We start from the raw sequence: 18,224 nt of genomic DNA on the forward strand, positions 1-18,224 counted from the left end.
AACCTTTCTCTACACTAAATCAGTAGGTTAAGCTACGCTCGCCAACCCGATGGGCATCTAACCAGTTGTTTCGACAAGCTGCTTGCGGAAGGTAGCGAGCCGCGCTCTGTAGCCGTCGGCATCGCCATATTCGAGGAACTGGTGATAGCATTTGTGAGGATCGTAGACTTGAGGGCATGTTTGATCGGACACCAATATTGTTCGGTGCGGCTACTGATCTCGCGGACATAGCCGACCAGACCGTTTGCAAAGGCGCCGAACAGGCAGTTCGCCGCCTCGATCCGGTTGAGATAGGCCAGATGCTGACGATCAAGAACGACGTAATCAGCGCGCCGAACCCGCGAAATGCCGTAGGCCCGAAAGCAGATCGCCTGGTAGAGGCTCACCCAGATATCCACTAGAATCGGTGGCACGATCAGCGAGTAGATCACCGGTGACGTCACCGTCGCCGTGAAACTCGATTCTGCGTGGAACCGGGAAACCTTCATCCATACGGCGCGATGCTCCGTCACGACGCCTTGCTCAAAGCCGACAAGACCCGCCGCGAGCTTAACGCCCAAAATCTTGCGCCTTGCCTCTATTTCCCGGTCCAGTTCGCCCTGGAGGTCGACAATCTGTGCGGCCAGTTCCTGCATACGCTGGGTCATCGGATCTCCCAGACAAGGCTGATTGCCCGTTGGCATTAGATGCGGGGAGGAGGACGAGACAGGGTCGGAAAACACCCATTGTCACCGCAACGTAGCGCTGATCGTTCTCGGCCATACGCGAATGCGTAGTATCCGAGCCTGACGCCAGGCCCTCAATGTCGCTAGCTTAATGCTCTTCATCGCGCGAACCGTCGCACGCTCCAATCGTGGGTATTGTTTCGTCCAATGGCTAGGCCTCGACGTTCAAATGAAAGCGGTAGCGTCGCGCGATCGGCGGTCATCATAGCAGCCGTTCTGACTGGATTTGCACTCGCCTGGTTGCTGCGATCCGTCGTACTCCTGGCCTTCGCAGCTATGCTGTTCGGCGTTGTGTTCTACACCGTCGCTGCACGTATCGCAAAGTCTACAGGCCTAGGACATGCGCTTAGTTTGACGGTCGCGGTCATTCTACTGCTCGTTGTGAGCGTCGCGCCGTTTTACCTGTTCGGCAATGTTGTCACTGCGCAAATGCAGGCGCTCATCCTCAAGCTACCAAGCGCATGGGCCCACTTCAGGCAGCATATCGGTCATCCTGAACTGGATGTGCAGACGATGAGCCAGCTTCGGGCCATGATCCCCGATGGTGGATCTATCCTCAGCGCTGTCAGCAGTATAGCTGGAACCGTTGGAAGCGCAATTTCCGGTATCATTTTGGCATTGATAAGCGGCATCTACCTTGCAGCTTCGCCCGATGGGTACGTTAATGGACTCGTTGAGCTGTTCCCAGGCCACTTTCGCCCTCATATCCGCGCCGGGATCGAGGCAGGCGGTCTCGCGCTGCGCAAATGGCTTCTAGGGCAGATGATAGCGATGGTCATCGTCGGCTCGCTGGCCGGGATAGGGCTGTGGGCGCTCGGCATCCCGTCGCCGCTCGCGTTGGGGCTCATCGCAGGGATGCTGGAGTTCGTGCCGACCGCTGGCCCTATCGCATCCGCAATTCCGGCCATCCTGATCGCATTCTCGCTAGGATGGGAGCGAGCTCTCCTGACTTGCGGCCTCTTTCTCGTCATTCAGCAGATCGAGGGTAACGTGATCTCGCCGCAGATACAGCGCCGGACTGTCGACCTGCCGCCCGCACTCACGCTGTTCTCACTGCTGGCGTTCGCTTTGCTATTTGGCATGCTTGGAATCGTCCTCGCCGCCCCCCTAACGGTAGTCCTATTTGTCTGGGGGAAAATGTTTGTCAGGCGCGGGATGCCAAGCGCCAAGCCCCTTGAGGCCATATCGGACATACCAAGTGCGCTGGCAGCAACGACCGCTACCTCCGGCACAAAGCATCCATCGGTTTGAGACTGATCGCGTTGCAGGCAGGATCCATAACAACGCCAACCGATCATATGGGTCTCAACGTCGGCTCTCTGGGTAAGTAGCTGTGAACGCGATAGAGATCATAAGCACGGGTAGATTCGCACCTATGGTAGCTCTAGTTCAAGGTCGCGAACAGACTCGCTGAGAACGCATGGCGCGGACAGGGTCTGCTCCGCGTCAGTCCATTAACGTTGCTTTTGCGACCCTTTCTGCCGCTGCACCTTTGCCCGTCGATGGCGCGAGCCGTTCAGAATCTTGGTTGTGGCGGCGCGCTTCAAGGATTCAGCGCACATCAGGTAGATGAGGACCAGCAGAATGATACCGCCAGTCATGGCAAGGGGCGGGGTCTGAAAACCGAAGAGCGCAGCCGCCGGCGTGAACGGCAGCGCCACCGCAACCAGTAGAGCACCCAGCGACGTGGCCACGAGGATCGGTCTCGGCCGATCCGCCCAAGGCCTCCCATTCGTGCGGATGACGAAGATGACCAGGATTTGCGTCGCCATCGATTCCAGGAACCAGGCCGTGCGGAACTCGGGTGGTGAAGCGTGGAACAAGAAGATCAGCCCGCCGAACGTGAACAGGTCGAAAACCGATGACAATGGTCCCATGACCGCGGCAAATCGGATCAGCGCGTGCATATCCCATCGTTGCGGCCTGACTATGGCTTCGGGCCTCACAGCGTCGAACGGGATCCCGATTTCGGAGATGTCGTAGAGCAGGTTGTTGAGAAGGATTTGCGTCGGCAGCATCGGCAGGAACGGAAGAAACAGCGATGCGGCCGCCATAGAGAGCATGTTGCCGAAATTAGAACTCATGCCCATCCGTATATATTTGAGGATGTTCACGAAGGTTCGCCGTCCTTCCTCCACGCCATCCGCGACGACAGCAAGATCCTGATCCAACAGGATCATGTCTGCGGCTGCCTGCGCGACGCCGGTTGCGCCCGACACGGACAGGCCAATATCCGCGGCCTTGAGCGCCGGAGCGTCGTTGATGCCGTCGCCGAGATAGCCCACCACCGCGCCGCCTGCTTGCAGTGCGCGAACCAAGCGGGATTTTTGATCGGGTGCGAGGCGGCCATAAGCATGAACTGATCGGACCTGTATGGCCAACGCATCGTCACTGAGATGCTCGATATCGGCCCCCGACAGAACGCGACGGGCATCTAGACCTACCAGCCCGCTCAGCCGCCTGACCACGATCGGGTCGTCGCCCGACAGAATTTTGAGCCGGATTCCCTGTGCCGCGAGACGGGCGACCGCGGCGGCGGCAGTCGGTTTGGGCGGGTCGGCGAAGGCGCACAGCCCCTCGAAAACAAGCCCTGTTTCATCAGCAGTCCCCGGATCGCGGCGGCCCTCGGTCCAGGCGCGGGATGCGACGGCGATCGCGCGAAGACCATCCTTCTCGGCAAGATCCTTGACCCGGGCGAGCACTGCGGCGCGTCCACTATCTTCCATCACGCTATTGGCACCGCCGTTTCGCGACGCCGTGCAAAGCGCGATGATAGCGTCCGGGGCACCTTTGGCGATCAGCACATCGCCCTCAGGTCCTCCAGCGACAATTGATCCCAGTCTCCGGTTGAAATCGAAGGCGTGGCGCCCGAGCAACGTCCAGCCCGACGTCGCCGTCGGGTTACCCTCTACAAGCGCTGCATCAAGCGCCCCACGATCCCCGCCGAGAATTGCGGCGATCGCGGCGAGGCGGCTTGGACGGGGATCAAGCGTTCCCGAACACGCGATGCTCTGCGCCAGCGTGATATGTGCTGAGGTAAGCGTGCCGGTCTTGTCAGTGCACAGCACCGTCATTGCACCTAGATCATGGATAGACACGAGCCGTTTTACGATCACCTTGCGCCGCGCCATGCGGATGGCGCCGCGTGACAGGGTGACGGTCGTGATCATCGGCAAAAGTTCAGGTGTAAGCCCAACCGCCAACGCGACCGCAAACAGCAACGATTGCAGCAACGGGCGCCCGAAGAATACGCTGGTCGCCAACACGACCAGCACCAGTGCCATCGTCAGTCGCATCACCAGAAGGCCATAGGCACGCAGATCGGCCTGAAAAGGCGAGGTCTCCGCGGGCTGATTGAGGGCAGACGCCGCGGCCCCGAAGATCGTCGCCGCTCCAGTGTTGATTACCAGGACGACTGCCTCGCCAGTCTGGGCGACCGCGCCGCGAAACACGGCTCCACTAGCCTGGCTCGCGGACAAGCCCGTAACAGGGCCAGGCCTTTTCTCGACAGGATACGGCTCGCCCGTAAGTGCGGCTTCGTTTGCAGCGAAAGCGTCGCTTTCGATCACGAGTCCGTCGGCAGGAACGATATCACCCACGCGGACGCGTATCATGTCGCCCGGCACCACATTTCCCACGGGCACCTGAGCATACGTGCCGTCGCGGCGTACTTCCGCAGTAAGGGCGACAGACTTCCGAAGGACGTCAGCTGCGCGAATGGCATGGCCCTCCTGCACCGTATCCAATCCAATCGACAGAATAAGGATCGTCGCAATGATTGATCCGCCGACGAGATCCCCCGTCCCGGCCGATACCAGCGCGGCAGCAAGCAAGATCAGTGACAGCGGCTCCAGCAGCCGACGAAGAATGGTCCGAAGAGCGCTCGCGCTTTTGCCTACGACATCGGCGTTTAGGCCATAGCGCCCGAGCCTATCGGCGGCCTCTGCGCTACTGAGCCCTGCGTCGCCGCAACGCAACGTGGCCCGCAGATCATCGACGGAACGCGTCCAGAAGGGCGCGTGGTCAGGCTCGCCTCGAGTCCCCGTCGGGTCGGATATGATCGGTTCTGCGGCATGGACCGGTTGGATCATTCTGCGAGCACCCCTGTCCGAACGGCTGGCGGCCAGGCGAGGACTATGGGCCGCGCATCCGGTTGATTCTGCCGTCGCGGCGATACAATGCGGCGCGGTGGCGTCAGCATACGGGCAGCCACCAGCAGGTCATGGCACCAGTACAGCGGCACCGTCGAACCGGCCTGCGCGCAGGTCGTCGAGTGCCTGGTTGGCCTGTTCCAGTGGGTAGACGGTCGTCTTCACGACGATGCCCATCTTCGGGACAAGGCCAAGGAAATCGATTCCGTCTTGTCGTGTGAGATTGGCGACCGACAGGAGTTGCCGCTCTTCCCAGAGGATGTCGTAGGGGAAGCTCGGAATATCGCTCATGTGGATGCCCGCGCAGACGACCCGCCCGCCCTTGCGCACTACCTTGAGTGCCACCGGCACGAGATCGCCAACGGTGGCGTAGATGATCACAGCATCGAGGGGTCCTGGCGGCATTTCGTCCGAGCCGCCCGCCCAGGTCACGCCCAGGCTGCGCGCGAACTCTTGTGTTCCAGTGTCGCCCGGCCGCGTGAATGCAAAGACTTCGCGACCCTGCCATTTGGCGACTTGTGCGACGATATGGCCGGCGGCGCCAAAACCGTAAATGCCCAAGCGCTTACCATCGCCGGCGATCTCCAAAGAGCGCCAGCCGATCAATCCGGCGCACAGCAGCGGTGCGAGCGACACGTCGCTGCCCGTCTCACCAAGTGGAAATGCAAAGCGCGCATCGGCAATCACCGCGGTCGCGAAGCCGCCATCACGGGTGTACCCTGTAAACAGCGGCGCATCGCAGAGGTTCTCTCTATGCGCCTTGCAGTAATAACACACGCCGCAGGTGTGGCCGAGCCAAGGGATGCCGACCCGTTCTCCCAGTTGGAGATCGGATACATTCGAGCCGATTGCGTCAATCCGGCCGACGATCTCATGGCCCGGAATTATCGGCGATTTCGGGTTCGGCAGTTCGCCGTCGAAAACGTGCAGATCGGTGCGGCAGACGCCGCACGCGAGAACCTTGACGCGGACTTCCCCAGGGCCGGGCTGACGGTCGGGCAATTCCGTCCATACCAGCGGCGTTCCAGGTTTATTGAGTACCATTGCCTTCATGGTCGGCCAGTCCTTCGCTATGCGCCTGCCGACGAGGGCAGGGTAGGGGCGGTCACGTTCTTCAGGATCCGTCTGCGCCTTGAACTTCTGGAGAACCTTCGGCAGAGCATCCGGCAGATCTTCCGCGATCAGCCCCAGCCCGAATTCCGCGGCCGCTGCGCCGTGCACCCAGACGCCGGCTGCAGCCGCCTTGAACGGGGTCATGCCTTGCGCCAGCAAAGCGGCGATAAAACCGGTCAGAACATCGCCGCTGCCTCCGGTCGCGAGTTGCGGCGGTGCGTTTGCATTGATGATGGCGCGACCATCGGGGCTTGCGATGACGGTATCGGGGCCCTTGAAGACTACGACCGCGCCGCTCTGCCGCGCGGCGGCACGCGTGCGCTCCAGCTTGTCACCGTCAAAATGGAACAGCCGCATGAACTCGCCCGCGTGCGGCGTCATCACGCACGGCCCGACGATCGCCCCGAACAGATCCTCCGGTGCCTCGGCGAACGATGTAAGAGCATCCGCATCGAGCACGATCGGCCTTTTGGTTGCAAGCGCTGCAAGCACGTACGCTCGCGTCGATGCGCCGACGCCAGCCCCGGGCCCGATAGCGATCGCATTGCGACGTTCGTCCGCCAGCAGGTCCCGCCATCCCGCCACCCCAGCGAAGTCGCATACAATGGCGTTGATGAGCGAACCCGCATAAAGGCTCCACACCTCCGTCGGTGCGGCGAGCGTTACCATGCCGGCGCCCGCACGAGACGCGGCCAGCGTGGTCATGCGGCTGGCACCAGTAATAGTCGCGCCGCCCAGAACAAGCACTTCGCCACGCGTATATTTGTAGCTCTGGGGCTGGGGCCACGGGTAGGATGCCTGCCAGAGACCGGGATCGTTTTCCCAGCAATCGGATGCAATCGCATCGAGCACCGATATTGGCGTTCCGATGTCGGTAACGACGACTGCGCCACACAGCGCTCGCCCTGGGTAGAGCAGATGGCCCGGTTTCTTGCGGAAGAACGTAACCGTCAGGTCGGCAGGTGCCGCATCCCCGCGAACCAGCCCCGACGCGCCATCGAGGCCACTGGGGACATCTACTGCACACACCGGAATCTTCCGGGCTTTCAGCACCTCGATCATGACCAGCGCTGGCCCGTCGAGCGGTCTCGCCAGGCCAGCGCCGAAGATTGCATCGACGACAATCCCTGCGCCTTCAAGGCTTTCGGGATCGAAAGGTGTCAACGCCCCGTTCCAGGCCGCCGCCGCATGCGCGGCCTCGCCAGTGAGCTTCTCGCGCGTGCCGAGCAACGCCACTTTCACCGGCCATCCTGCAGCCTCGAGATGCCGCGCGACGACAAACCCGTCGCCACCATTGTTGCCGGGGCCGCACAGAACCGTAACCGGCTGCATCGGCCAGCGGCCGCCAAGGGCAACCGCAACGGCTGCGCCGGCCGCCTCCATCATGGCAATGCCGCCGACGCCAGCCGCTTCGGCCGCGCGATCGGCAGTGCCCATCTGTGCTGGGGTCAGGAGCGCAACTGAATCCCGTTGCCATGTGTCGCAAGCAATACTGTCGGGATCGCTCATCTTCAGTGGATTCCTGCTTGCGGCCGTCCGCGTGGGTCAAGCCGTGGGTACGGGGTCGCCGCCCGCCACGGCAGGGTCGGAATTCACTTACACTGACGCCTTTTCGGGAAGCGGCATCGCAACGCGAAAGCGCCAATCAGTCGTAAAAAGTCGCCGCGTGGTGTGGCGCGGGCGGCTTAGGGCGCCCGCTCACGGATGCGGACTAGGTCAGCACGTTCCCGTGTCCGGGCGAACGTCGATAGGGATGAGTAGTTTCTGACGCTGATGTCACGACCAGATGAATCCTACCTCGTAATGGCTCGACCGCGCCGAAAAGGTGATCCTCGAGGTCAATCGCTGGCAAAACCCCGCGCTGGAGGGGATGCAGGACATCTATTACGGCACCGCGCTGCCACCGCACCGCGTGCCAATCCCGCTGGTCCGGCCCGATGATCGGATCGGCGACGCGTATTTTCGCGTCGATCCCGACAAGATCGTCGCGATCGTCGAAACGGAAGCACCCGATCGCAACCTGCCGTTCGCTGCCCCCGATGCCGCGGCGCATGCAATCGCGGGGCATCTGATCGAGTTCTTCAGGCATGAGGTCGCCCGCGGACGATTGCCGTCGTCGCTGCTGCCGCTCCAGTCGGGCGTCGGCAATATCGCGAATGCAGTGTTGACCGGGCTGATCGATGGCCCGTTCACCAACATGACATCGTATACCGAGGTGATTCAGGACGGCATGCTCGACCTGCTGGACTCGGGAAAGTTGCGGATGACGTCGGCAACCGCCTTCTCGCTAAGTCCGGAGGCGGCCACTCGCCTCAACGCCGACCTCGACCGTTATCGCAATACAATGATCCTCCGCCCCCAAGAGATCAGCAATCATCCCGAGCTGATCCGTCGACTTGGCTGTCTTGCGATGAACGGGCTGATCGAGGCGGACATTTACGGCAACGTCAATTCCACACACGTGATGGGGTCACGCATCCAGAACGGCATTGGTGGCTCGGGCGATTTCGCGCGCAACGCCTATGTGTCGATCTTCATGACGCCATCGACGGCCAAGGCGGGCAAGATATCGGCGATCGTCCCTCAGGCCAGCCATGTCGACCATATCAGCCAGGATGTGCAGGTGCTGGTGACCGAACAAGGCCTTGCCGATCTGCGCGGGCTCAGTCCCAAACAACGTGCCACGCTCATCATCGACCGCTGTGCGCATCCCGACTATCGCCCCGCACTCGCTGATTATTACGCCCGCGCACGGGCCGGATCATACGGCCAGCAGTCGCCGTCGCTGCCGGGTGAGGCGCTGTCGTGGCATCAGCGCTTCATGGAAACGGGCTCGATGCGTTTCTGACGGCAGGGGGGGCGTGGCTCCGAGCCCCGGACACCAAAGCGGCATCACCGTTGGAATGAAGGCCAATCGGCAGGATCGGCCTGAGTGGTGGCAAGTCCTGGTTGCGGCGAAGACCCCTTGGCAGAGCGTGTTCCTGTGGCTCGGGGGGCAACGTATCGCGCTTGCGCCTGATCAACGGCTGTCGGCGCACCGATCGCTTGGGTATGAAAAGGCATTTGGGAGCGCCTCCCATCTGCGCTCCCTTAAGCCGCCGGCGTGAAGCGCTAACCGCGAACGTCGTAGCGATCGAGCATCATCACCTTGTCCCAGACCTTCACGAAATCGCGGACGAACCGGGCTTGTCCGTCGCTCGCGGCATAGACATCGGCGACCGCGCGCAATTGGCTGTTCGCACCGAAGACCAGGTCGCAGCGCGTCGCCTGGAACCGCGTGACGCCGCTCTTGCGGTCATCGAGCGTGAAGGTCATGCCTTGGTCGTCCGCCTTCTTCCATTCGAAGTCCATGCTGGTCAGCACGGTGAAGAAGTCGTTTGACAGTACGTCGATCTGATCGGTGAATCTGCCGTACGCAGACCCGTCATGATTGGCGCCCATCACCCGCAGGCCACCGACCAGCGCGACCCATTCCGGCGCGGTGAGGCCGAGCAGATGCGCCTTGTCGAGGAACATCGCCTCGGGCGATACATCCGGGGCGATCTGTTCGTAGCGGTCGTCGACATAGTTGCGGAACCCATCGACGACGGGCTTCAGCCAGGTGAACATCTCGACGTCGGTCAGGTCCTGCGTCGTATCGCGCCGCCCCGGCGTGAAAGGCACGGTGACGGGAACGCCGGCTGCGAATGCCGCTTGCTCGATCGCCGCACAGCCGCCCAGCACGATCAGGTCCGCGAGCGAAACCCCGGTGGTGCCTGCATGCTTGGCGTTGAAGTCCGTCATCACCCCGCGCAGCGCCGCGATGACGGGGACGGTGCGCCGGTTGACCGTCCAGTCCTTTTGCGGGGCGAGTGCCAGCCGTCCGCCGTTCGCGCCGCCCCGCTTGTCGCTGTCGCGATAGGTCGACGCGGCAGAAAAGGCCGTGAACACCAGATCCGACCGTGAAATATGCTTCGCCACGATCGCCTGCTTGAGCACCGCGACGTCGCCCTCCGCGATCGGACGATGGTCGAGCGGGGGAATCGGATCCTGCCACAACAGGCCGTCCTCGTTCCGCTTCTCGGGTCCAAGATAGCGTTCGCGCGGACCCATGTCGCGGTGGGTGAGCTTGTACCATGCCTTCGAGAAAGCCTGGGTAAAGGCGTCGAAATCGCCGAGGAATTTCTCGCAAACCTGCCGATAGTCCGGATCGACCTTGAGCGCGATGTCACTGGTCATCATCATCAGCGGGTTCATCCGCCCCGAAACATGCGCGTCCGGCGTCCTGGGCGCAGTCGGATCCACCGGCGTCCATTGCAATGCACCCGCCGGACTCCTGGTCTGTTCCCATTCGAACCCAAACAGGTTCTCGAGATAGCTGTTGTCCCACTGAGCCGGGTTGGGCGTCCAGCTGCCTTCGATACCGTTGGTCATTGTATATTCTGCAAAGCCGGTGCCTTCGGGGTTCTGCCAGCCCATGCCCATCGCCTCGATCGGTGCGATCTCTGGCGGCGGACCGACCTCGCCCGGACTGACCATCCCGTGACTCTTGCCGAACGCATGGCCACCCGCGATCAACGCGACGGTTTCCTCGTCGTTCATCGCCATGCGTGTGAAGGCGATGCGGATATCGCGGGCCGATCCCACAGGATCACCCTTGCCGTATGGTCCTTCGGGATTGACGTAAATCAGCGCCTGATGCGTTGCGGCCAGCGGGTTTTCGAGATCATAGTCCGCATCGCCATTCTGCCCGCGCCACCGCTTGTCGCGCGTCACCATGCTGTCGGACGCCGGCGACCCGGTGGGATCCCAGACTTCTGGACCCCAATAGGTGCTCGTATCGGCCTCCCAAGCATCATGCCGACCGCCCGCAAAGCCATAGGTCGGAAACCCCATGATCTCGAGCGCGCAATTGCCCGTCAGCACCATCAGGTCGCCCCAGGACAGCGCGCTCCCGTATTTCTGCTTGATCGGCCAGATCAACCGACGCGACTTGTCGGTGTTGCCATTGTCCCACCAGCTGTTGATCGGCGCGAAGCGCTGCAGCGCCTCACCGGCGCCACCACGGCCATCTGCGATGCGGTACGTGCCCGACGCGTGCCACGCCATGCGGATCATTTGCGGACCGTAATTACCGTAATCCGACGGCCACCAGGCCACCGACGAGGTCAGGAAGGTCTTGATGTCCTGCTTGAGCGCCGCATAATCGAGGCCATCGAACGCCGATGCATAGTCGAAATCGTCGCCCAGCGGGTTGGCTTGCGGACCGTTCGAATGAAGCTGCTCGACCTTGAGCCGGTTCGGATACCAGTTCGACAAGGTCGGCGGCGTACCCAACGTGCCGCCAATGCGGTCGCCGCCAAACGGGCATTTGCCAGCCATCTCGAAGCTGTCGGTGTTGGTCTTGTCGGTTTTGATATCGAGCGTGATGCTATCCTTTATAGTTGTAGCCCGCGGCCGCTGCGCGATGCCGGGAGGCTGGTCTGTCTTGGACAGGCATGCCGTTGCCGCCTGCGACCGAACGGCCGAAGACGGAATGCCGGTCGCACAAGGCACGGACGTGCGCGCATCGCCGCGAAATCGCGTCCCGGATCGGCGGTATCCGCACTATCGGTGGAGCGTCCGGATCGCATCGACGATCACCTTGGGACTGTGCAGTCCCTTATACACGGGCGGCGGCGCCTTATCGAGCTTGAGTAGCGTGTAGACCGCCGTCATCGCGCAGCGGATCGAATATTCAACGGTGAACACCACGTCCTCGGGCTGTTCGGCGAACTGCCCGAGAAAGGCGAGGTTCGTCGATCCGGTCGGCACCACCAGCGGCCGGTCGCCCGCCTTGCGTGGCATGAACTGGCTGGTGATATACGGCATCGCGCAGGGGATGCAGGTCGATGCCGCGAGCACCGCTGCGCTGTCGGGCGCGCTGAAGCGCAGATGGCCGAGCACTTCCTCCAGGATCTCCTTGCCGGTGCAGTCGACCAGCGGCTTCTTGACGTAATCGCCAGGGCGATCGTGGAACAGGCCATAGCCCCACCATACCGCGACGCCCTCGGGCTGCCCCGGGAAGAAGGGCTGGTGATAGATCGACAGCGTCAGCAGCCAGGCGGATTGCTTGAAGGTGATCAGCCCGCCGGTCCCCGCCGCGCTCCCGCTGAAGCGCTCCATCAGTTCCAGGAACAACGGATCCTTGACCGTGACGGTGAAGGAGATCCAGGAACTCTCTTCCACATTGCCGTTGAAGGCGGCGGGGTTGCCGAAGGCGGGCCGGCCCTCCGCCAGCTTTTCCCACAGCTTCCACGCGCCCGAATGGTTGGTCGCATCGAGACCGGGGGCCTTGGTCATCGACCCAAATGCCTTGTCCGCGGTCATCGAGCCGTTGGTGACGAACACCAGGTCGCCGGGCGCAACCGGAATCGCCTCGGGGCCGTCTGCAGTCAGCGTCGAAATGCTCGTCACGGTGACCGCGTCGCTGCCCGCAGCGAAGCCCAGGTCCTCGACGCGGACACCGTGGCGGAACTGGACACCGCGATCCTTCAGCCAGCCCATGAGCGGCACGATCATGCTGTCATACTGGTTGTAGACGGTGCGATAAATATCGTGCTGAACATCGATCGTCGAGAAATGGTGGACGAAACGCCGCAGATAGCGGCGGAATTCGATCGCGCTGTGCCACGGTTCGAACGCGAACAGCGTGCACCATTCCATCCAGAAATTGGTCTCGAAAAAATGGGGCGTGAAGCAATCGGTGATGCGCTTGTCGTCGAGCAGGCTCTCGGGCTCGCCGATCAGCGTGACGAGGTTTAGCCGGTCATGCTCGGTGAAACCCATGGAATGAGCGTCGGGCACGCTGCCGTCGCGATTGACCAGCCGGACCTTGTTGTCCCACGGCCATTTCGCGGCGGCGCGGTTGGTTTCCTCGGTCACCGAAATGGCGGGGTCGGTCGCCGAAGGGATGCCGTCGAACAGGTCGAAGGTACATTGATACATCGCCTCGAACATGCGGCTGCCGCTCATGAAATAGCCGTCTCCCGCGGTCCCGTGCGCATCGAATGCGCCGCCGGTCTGGTGGCTTTCCTCGAGGATCGTGATGTCCTTGCCGGCGACGTCGCCGTCGCGCAGCAGGATCGCCGCCCCCGCAAGCGAGGCGATGCCGCTGCCGACGAATGTATAGCTGCTCATGAGATGACGATCCTTTGTGCGAAGGATTTGGCGATAGTATCGTTCCCGTGAGGCGGGCAGCGTCGGAAATTACTTACGGCACCGACCTCGGCGACGATCGCTTCGTCGAACGTCAGAACGCCAGGGCGACGGCGATTTGCGGGGCGACGTAAGCGGGGGTATTGCGGCCCGCGACGGACAGCTCGACCCCCGCGATGAGCCCGGCGCGGGCCGACCAGTTATATTCGAGCGCTGGCGCCAGAATCGTGCGCGATGCGGGAAGGCCCGTCGTTCGTCGCGCCGTACCGCTTGCATCGACGCCCGTCAGGCGCGAACGGCCGGCATCGCTGCGCACTACATCGAGCGCAACCACCCAGCGTTGATCGATCGCATAGCCGGCGGCCAAACCGACCTGCGCGGACACGCCCGGTGTGGCGTGGCCGACGAAGCCATCCGCCGATCCGTAGACGCTCAGATCGCGAACGTCCGCCGACGCCAGCGCCTCGGTTACGGAGGCGAAAAGGCGGATGCGAACCGGGTGGCCGCCCTTGGTGTCGAACAGCGATTCGACGACGATGCCCTGCTTGGCCAGCAGCCCGCCCGTGCCGAGGCCGTCGAGCGCGGTCGTCAGCTGATCGTATCGACCGATCGGCAGCACCATGCCTGCGCTCGCGGTGATCGAGGGCGATCCGGTTCGGCCATTCTCGTCCTTCAGTCGATATTCGAGCTCGACGGGCAAGTCGGCGATTCCGAGGCCGCGCGGGTCATGCCCAACGGTCACGCGGACGACCGTCGGCAGCGCCTGAAAGCTCAGCCGGTCGGTGAGCGCATATTTCACGACCGTCACCGACTGCATCTGATGCACGCCGTCGCCGCCGGAGTGGCGATGGCCCTGATCGTCATAGGCGCGGGTATCGATCTTGTAGATGAGATAGGGTTCGATCGCGAGCGTCCCGGCCGTCGACAAAGCTGGCGAGGACGCCTCGAGCGAACCGGTGAACCATTGGTTGCGAACCGCCAGATCGGCATCCTGCGCGAGCGCTGCGCCAGGCGATCCCAGCGCGCAAAGGGCGATCGCCGCACGCGCCGTCTTCATCGCCCGCCGAGCCCGGGAAACAGCGCGACCAGCGCGCTCGCCATCCCGCCGACCGCGATCGCGACGACGAGCAGGCCGAAGATCTTTTCGGTGATCAGCAAGGCCTTCTCCCCGATCACGCGCGTGATCGGGGCGGCCAAGAAATCGAGCGCGACGATGATCGCCGCGTTCGCGAGGATCGCGACCATCGCGGCGAGATAGACCGGGCGACTGCCGCTTCCCCACGCTATGATGACCGACAACACACCGGGGCCGGCATAGATCGGGAACCCCAGCGGCAGGATTCCGACCGATGTGGGGGAGGGCGCGACGGCATTGTGCGCGGCCACCGGCACGTGGGTGTTGGACGCACGGTGGTGGTGGCTACGGACGGGCGTCGCCTCGGTCGGGGTCGGGGCGTTGAGCATCTGCCAGCCGATCACGCCTATCACCGCCATTCCCGCCACCCGAAGCGCGGCGATGCTGACCCCGAAGACGCCGAGCGCGGCATTGCCGACGAACAGCGCCAGCAGTCCCGCGACGACATAGGTCGCCGCCGAAACCAGCGCGGTGCGACGCTGGTCCCCTTGTGTCTGGCCTGCGGTAGCGGCCACGAACAGGGGCAGAACCGCGATCGGCGCGGTGATCGCGAACAGGCCGACCGTCATCGTCACCAGCGCACTGGTGTCGAGCACACTCATGCCGCGGTTTCGAACGGTTCGAAGTCGGAATCCGCCGCCTTCCAGTCGGGCTTGTGAAAGGCGTAGATCACGAACGGGATCGCCAGGAAGAACGCCGACCCGACCACCAGCGCGCCGACATAGAGCACCGGACTGCCCGTGCTGATCTGCGCCGGCGGGATGAAGCTGAACCCCAGCGCGACCAGCGCCCCGGCCAGCCCCAGCAGACCGACCAGCCACATGCCGACATTCCCGCCGGGAATGCGGAACGGCCGCTCCCGGTCCGGCTGGCTGTAGCGCAACCGGATCGCGGCGACGTACAGCAGGACGTACATCACCAGATAGATGATCGTCGCCATCTGGCTGAGCAGTTGATAGGCGGATTCGACCGACGGCAGCACCGTGAACGCGACGCACAGCAGCGTGACGAGCACGCCCTGCAGGATCAGGATCGCGACCGGAATGCCGTGCGCGTTGGTCTTTTGCAGGATATGCGGCAGATACCCCGCCTTGCCGACCGCGAGCAGCCCGGTCGAGGGCCCGGCGACGATCACGCTGACCTGGCCCAGCACGCCGAACGCCAGCATCGCCGCCATGATGTTGCCGAGCCACGGCAGCCCGAACGCCGCCCACAGTTCGTTATACGCGACGAGCAGCCCGCGATTGATGTCGATCGCCGCGCGCGGAATGACCGCACCGACCGCGAGCGTGCCGAGCACGAAGATCACGACGACCATGACCGTCGCGATCAGCACCGACAGTGGATAATTGCGGGTCGGGTTCTTGAGGTCCTGCACATGGACCGCCTGCATCTCCATCCCCGCGAAATAGAGGAAGACGCTCGCCGCCAGCACCATGTTGTGGAAATCGCTGAAGTCGGGGATCAGGCTGCCGTGCAAATCGAGGTGCATCGGCTTGCCGCTGGCAACATAGGCCACGCCCAACACGATCAGGATCGCGCCGGGGATGATCGTCCCGAACAGGCCGCCGAGCGAACTCAGCCGGGTCGATGCGGCCATGCCGCGGAAGGTGAACAGCGTCACGAACCAATAGACCGCGAGCAAGACACTGATCGTATAGAGTTTGTTGTCGGCGAGCGCCTGGTCGAATGCCGGCGGCCACCAGATGTAGGCGAGCGCGGCGGCGGCGAAGATCAGCACGGTCGGGAACCAGATCACGACCGCTTGCCATTGATAGTAGATGGCTGCGAACCCCCAGCGCGGCCCAAACGCCTCGCCGATCCAGCGGAATACGCCGCCTTGCTTGGGGAAGGTCGCGGCTAGCTCAGCGGCGACGAGTGACACGGGCACCAGGAATACGAACGCGGCGAACAGGTAATAGAAGATCGACGCCATGCCATATTCTGCCTGCGCGGGCATGCCGCGCAGGCTGACGATCGTCGTGACGTTCATGATCGCGAAGGCCATCATGCCGATGACGATCTTGGGCTGGGTCTTGGTTTGGCCGCCATGCGCGAGCCACCCCGCAGCTTTGGGCTTGCCGCCGGGCACGGCGGCGGGGAGCGAGGGCTCGGTCATGGAAACAGCCTTGAAATAGCGCGCCGCCGACTATGGTCGGCGGCGCAAACGTCGAACGAAGGGTTAGCGCTTGAGCACTTCGTCGCGGGCTGCCGCGACGCAGTGCAGCGCCCACTGCATCGTCTCGGGCGTGATGAAGACGTTCATCGGAAACGACTTGAGCGCGTAGACGACGGCCTCTTCGTCAGTTCCGTCGCGATTGTAGGTCGCGTCGCGGAAGCCCGTGCTGAAGCTCATGTACGGCGTGTACTTGCCGTCGATCTGCTTGCCGCTGCGGAACCATTCGAACAGCTTGTTGCCGACCGCTTCGGTCAAATGGTTATGCTTGATCAGGTCGCTGCGCAGCGCCGGATCGGCGAGCTCGCGCTCGAACTGCACCTGCGCATCGACACCCTTGGGATAGACCCGGAACAGCGTGATCAGGCCAGTGTCGTCGGGATTGACGCAGACCATGTCGGGATGGCTGCGGATCAGATCGTAGAGGTAATATTTCGTCTCGAGGATACCGCCGAGGATCGCCTGCATCCCTTCCTTGCCGAAATATTTGAGCGTCGCCCAACCCGCGAGCGAGCCCGAGGCGGTGCGTGATACTTCGAGCGTGTAATACATCGGGTTGTACGGCGTGCGCGCCTGCAGATAGGCGTCCGCGCCGCGCCGATGAATCGACTCGAACTCGGTCGCATCGCGGTACAGGAAGCAGCTGCTGACATAGGGTGCCCAGCCGACCTTGTGGAAATCGATCCCGACGCAATCGGCATGTTCGAGCTCGCGCATCGCCTCGCCGTTGCGCCGCAGCACGGGCAGGATGCGATCGGAGAATTCGAGCGGATTGGCGTTGAAATCATAATCCTTGAAGTAGATCCACGACCATCCGACGACCGCATCGGCGTACAATACCGCCTTGCCAAAGCCCTCCGGATTGGGGTGGCGGTCCATCACTTCGCGGACCAGGCCGATCGGATCGAATGCGCTCGCGTCGGTGGTGCCCATCGTGCAGACGACGGTCGCGACGGGAATGCCGCGCGCGGCGAAATCGGTCAGCAATTCCTCGAGATGTCCAAGATCCATCTGGTTGGTGGCGACATCGGTGCGGACGTGGACGATATTGTCCATGCCGAGGCCCAGCCAATCGGTCGCATTCTGCTGCACGTAATGCGCCTGCTGCGAACAGATCACCTTGGCGTCGGTCCGCACGCCCTTTTCGCGCGAATCCTTGAGCACCCGCGTCAGCCCGTATTTCAACCCATAGGTCCAGCAACCGCCGCCGCCATAGGTGTAGATGGCGCCGCTGTTGACCGGGGTCCAGCCGAACATGTTGGCGACCATGCCTGCCGTTTCCAGCTCGGCGCGGTGGACGTTCCAGGCATATTCGCCCTCCAGGATATTGGCGGAGAACACCTGCGACAGCATCGACGCGACCACCGCGGCGGTGTTGGATTGCGGGATGACGTTGCACATCGTCAGCGGGTTGCCCCAATTGGGCGCGCCTTCGAACAGCTTGACGACATCGTCCAGCACCTGGTCGAGATCGCCCATCGCTTGCGGGATGGTGATGTTCTTGACGTCGGGATAGGCATAGCTGAGCGCCGGGCTCTTGCCTAGAAAAGCGGGGCCTCCCTTTTCGGGCCGCAGCAGATCGAGCTTCTCGACAAACTTGTTGATCTGACGCGCAAGTGGATCGTCATCGCCGCGGAATGGGGAGGGGAATTCACCCGCCATCTTCGCGTGATATACTCCGTCTGCTTGACGACCCGCGAAATCGTCGCTCGCTCAAGCCATGATTCTGTAATCTGCAGGATCGATGA

Annotated in this window: 10 protein-coding genes and 1 pseudogene; 2 read left to right on the forward strand and 9 right to left on the reverse strand. The window is 62.8% G+C overall.

From position 1 onward, the window contains the following. Nucleotides 1–32: 32 nt before the first annotated feature. The gene (locus QN347_RS15690) at nt 33–647 is read right to left on the reverse strand and encodes a hypothetical protein (protein ID WP_323494145.1); all 615 of its coding nucleotides are present in this window, start codon (nt 645–647) and stop codon (nt 33–35) included. 225 nt (nt 648–872) lie between these two features. Here QN347_RS15690 and QN347_RS15695 point away from each other — a divergent pair, with 225 nt between their 5' ends. Continuing rightward, nucleotides 873–1,976, forward strand: a complete 1,104-nt coding sequence (locus tag QN347_RS15695; protein WP_322164129.1) for an AI-2E family transporter — start codon at nt 873–875, stop codon at nt 1,974–1,976. A 203-nt stretch (nt 1,977–2,179) separates the two neighbouring features. Here the strand turns inward: QN347_RS15695 and mgtA are convergent, their stop codons facing one another. Further along, on the reverse strand, nt 2,180–4,816 hold the full coding sequence (gene mgtA, locus QN347_RS15700; RefSeq protein WP_322160979.1) for a magnesium-translocating P-type ATPase: 2,637 nt from the start codon (nt 4,814–4,816) through the stop codon (nt 2,180–2,182). 129 nt (nt 4,817–4,945) lie between these two features. Continuing rightward, a complete protein-coding gene (locus QN347_RS20990; RefSeq protein WP_416194468.1) occupies nt 4,946–7,498 on the reverse strand; it encodes an NAD(P)H-hydrate dehydratase in 2,553 nt (850 codons plus the stop codon). 295 nt (nt 7,499–7,793) lie between these two features. Here QN347_RS20990 and QN347_RS15715 point away from each other — a divergent pair. Then, nucleotides 7,794–8,837 (forward strand): annotated as a pseudogene (locus tag QN347_RS15715) (acetyl-CoA hydrolase/transferase C-terminal domain-containing protein); the annotation flags it as partial. Nucleotides 8,838–9,100: 263 nt separating this feature from the next. Here QN347_RS15715 and katG read toward each other — a convergent pair. The 6 genes from katG to QN347_RS15745 all read right to left on the reverse strand — a co-directional run bounded on the left by katG (nt 9,101) and on the right by QN347_RS15745 (nt 18,138). Beyond that, the gene (gene katG / locus QN347_RS15720; protein ID WP_323494146.1) at nt 9,101–11,350 is read right to left on the reverse strand and encodes a catalase/peroxidase HPI; all 2,250 of its coding nucleotides are present in this window, start codon (nt 11,348–11,350) and stop codon (nt 9,101–9,103) included. A gap of 225 nt (nt 11,351–11,575) precedes the next feature. Next, a complete protein-coding gene (locus tag QN347_RS15725; RefSeq protein ID WP_322160975.1) occupies nt 11,576–13,147 on the reverse strand; it encodes an oleate hydratase in 1,572 nt (523 codons plus the stop codon). Nucleotides 13,148–13,259: 112 nt separating this feature from the next. Further along, the gene (locus tag QN347_RS15730) at nt 13,260–14,222 is read right to left on the reverse strand and encodes a hypothetical protein (RefSeq protein WP_322160973.1); all 963 of its coding nucleotides are present in this window, start codon (nt 14,220–14,222) and stop codon (nt 13,260–13,262) included. After that, complete coding sequence (locus QN347_RS15735; protein ID WP_322160971.1) at nt 14,219–14,902, reverse strand: MarC family protein; 684 nt, start codon at nt 14,900–14,902, stop codon at nt 14,219–14,221. The genes QN347_RS15730 and QN347_RS15735 overlap by 4 nt, the downstream gene beginning before the upstream one ends. After that, nucleotides 14,899–16,419 carry a putative glutamine/gamma-aminobutyrate antiporter GadC gene (gadC, locus tag QN347_RS15740; protein ID WP_322160970.1) on the reverse strand — a complete coding sequence of 507 codons (1,521 nt, stop codon included), beginning with the start codon at nt 16,417–16,419 and terminating at the stop codon, nt 14,899–14,901. The genes QN347_RS15735 and gadC overlap by 4 nt, the downstream gene beginning before the upstream one ends. A 63-nt stretch (nt 16,420–16,482) precedes the next feature. Then, nucleotides 16,483–18,138: a pyridoxal phosphate-dependent decarboxylase family protein gene (locus tag QN347_RS15745; RefSeq protein ID WP_322160968.1), complete on the reverse strand. Its 1,656-nt coding sequence runs from the start codon at nt 18,136–18,138 to the stop codon at nt 16,483–16,485. Between the last annotated feature and the right edge of the window lie 86 nt (nt 18,139–18,224).

Source organism: Sphingomonas sp. 10B4 (assembly GCF_035019905.1).
Lineage (GTDB): Bacteria > Pseudomonadota > Alphaproteobacteria > Sphingomonadales > Sphingomonadaceae > Sphingomonas > Sphingomonas glacialis.

What these genes read in the sequence shown, in the direction of transcription:
- QN347_RS15690 (WP_323494145.1), bottom strand. Translation starts at nt 647, where the DNA reads ATGACCCAGCGTATGCAGGAACTGGCCGCACAGATTGTCGACCTCCAG.
- QN347_RS15730 (WP_322160973.1), bottom strand. Translation starts at nt 14,222, where the DNA reads ATGAAGACGGCGCGTGCGGCGATCGCCCTTTGCGCGCTGGGATCGCCT.
- QN347_RS15735 (WP_322160971.1), bottom strand. Translation starts at nt 14,902, where the DNA reads ATGAGTGTGCTCGACACCAGTGCGCTGGTGACGATGACGGTCGGCCTG.
- gadC (WP_322160970.1), bottom strand. Translation starts at nt 16,419, where the DNA reads ATGACCGAGCCCTCGCTCCCCGCCGCCGTGCCCGGCGGCAAGCCCAAA.
- QN347_RS15745 (WP_322160968.1), bottom strand. Translation starts at nt 18,138, where the DNA reads ATGGCGGGTGAATTCCCCTCCCCATTCCGCGGCGATGACGATCCACTT.
- mgtA (WP_322160979.1), bottom strand. Translation starts at nt 4,816, where the DNA reads ATGATCCAACCGGTCCATGCCGCAGAACCGATCATATCCGACCCGACG.
- QN347_RS15725 (WP_322160975.1), bottom strand. Translation starts at nt 13,147, where the DNA reads ATGAGCAGCTATACATTCGTCGGCAGCGGCATCGCCTCGCTTGCGGGG.
- katG (WP_323494146.1), bottom strand. Translation starts at nt 11,350, where the DNA reads ATGGCTGGCAAATGCCCGTTTGGCGGCGACCGCATTGGCGGCACGTTG.
- QN347_RS15695 (WP_322164129.1), top strand. Translation starts at nt 873, where the DNA reads ATGGCTAGGCCTCGACGTTCAAATGAAAGCGGTAGCGTCGCGCGATCG.
- QN347_RS20990 (WP_416194468.1), bottom strand. Translation starts at nt 7,498, where the DNA reads ATGAGCGATCCCGACAGTATTGCTTGCGACACATGGCAACGGGATTCA.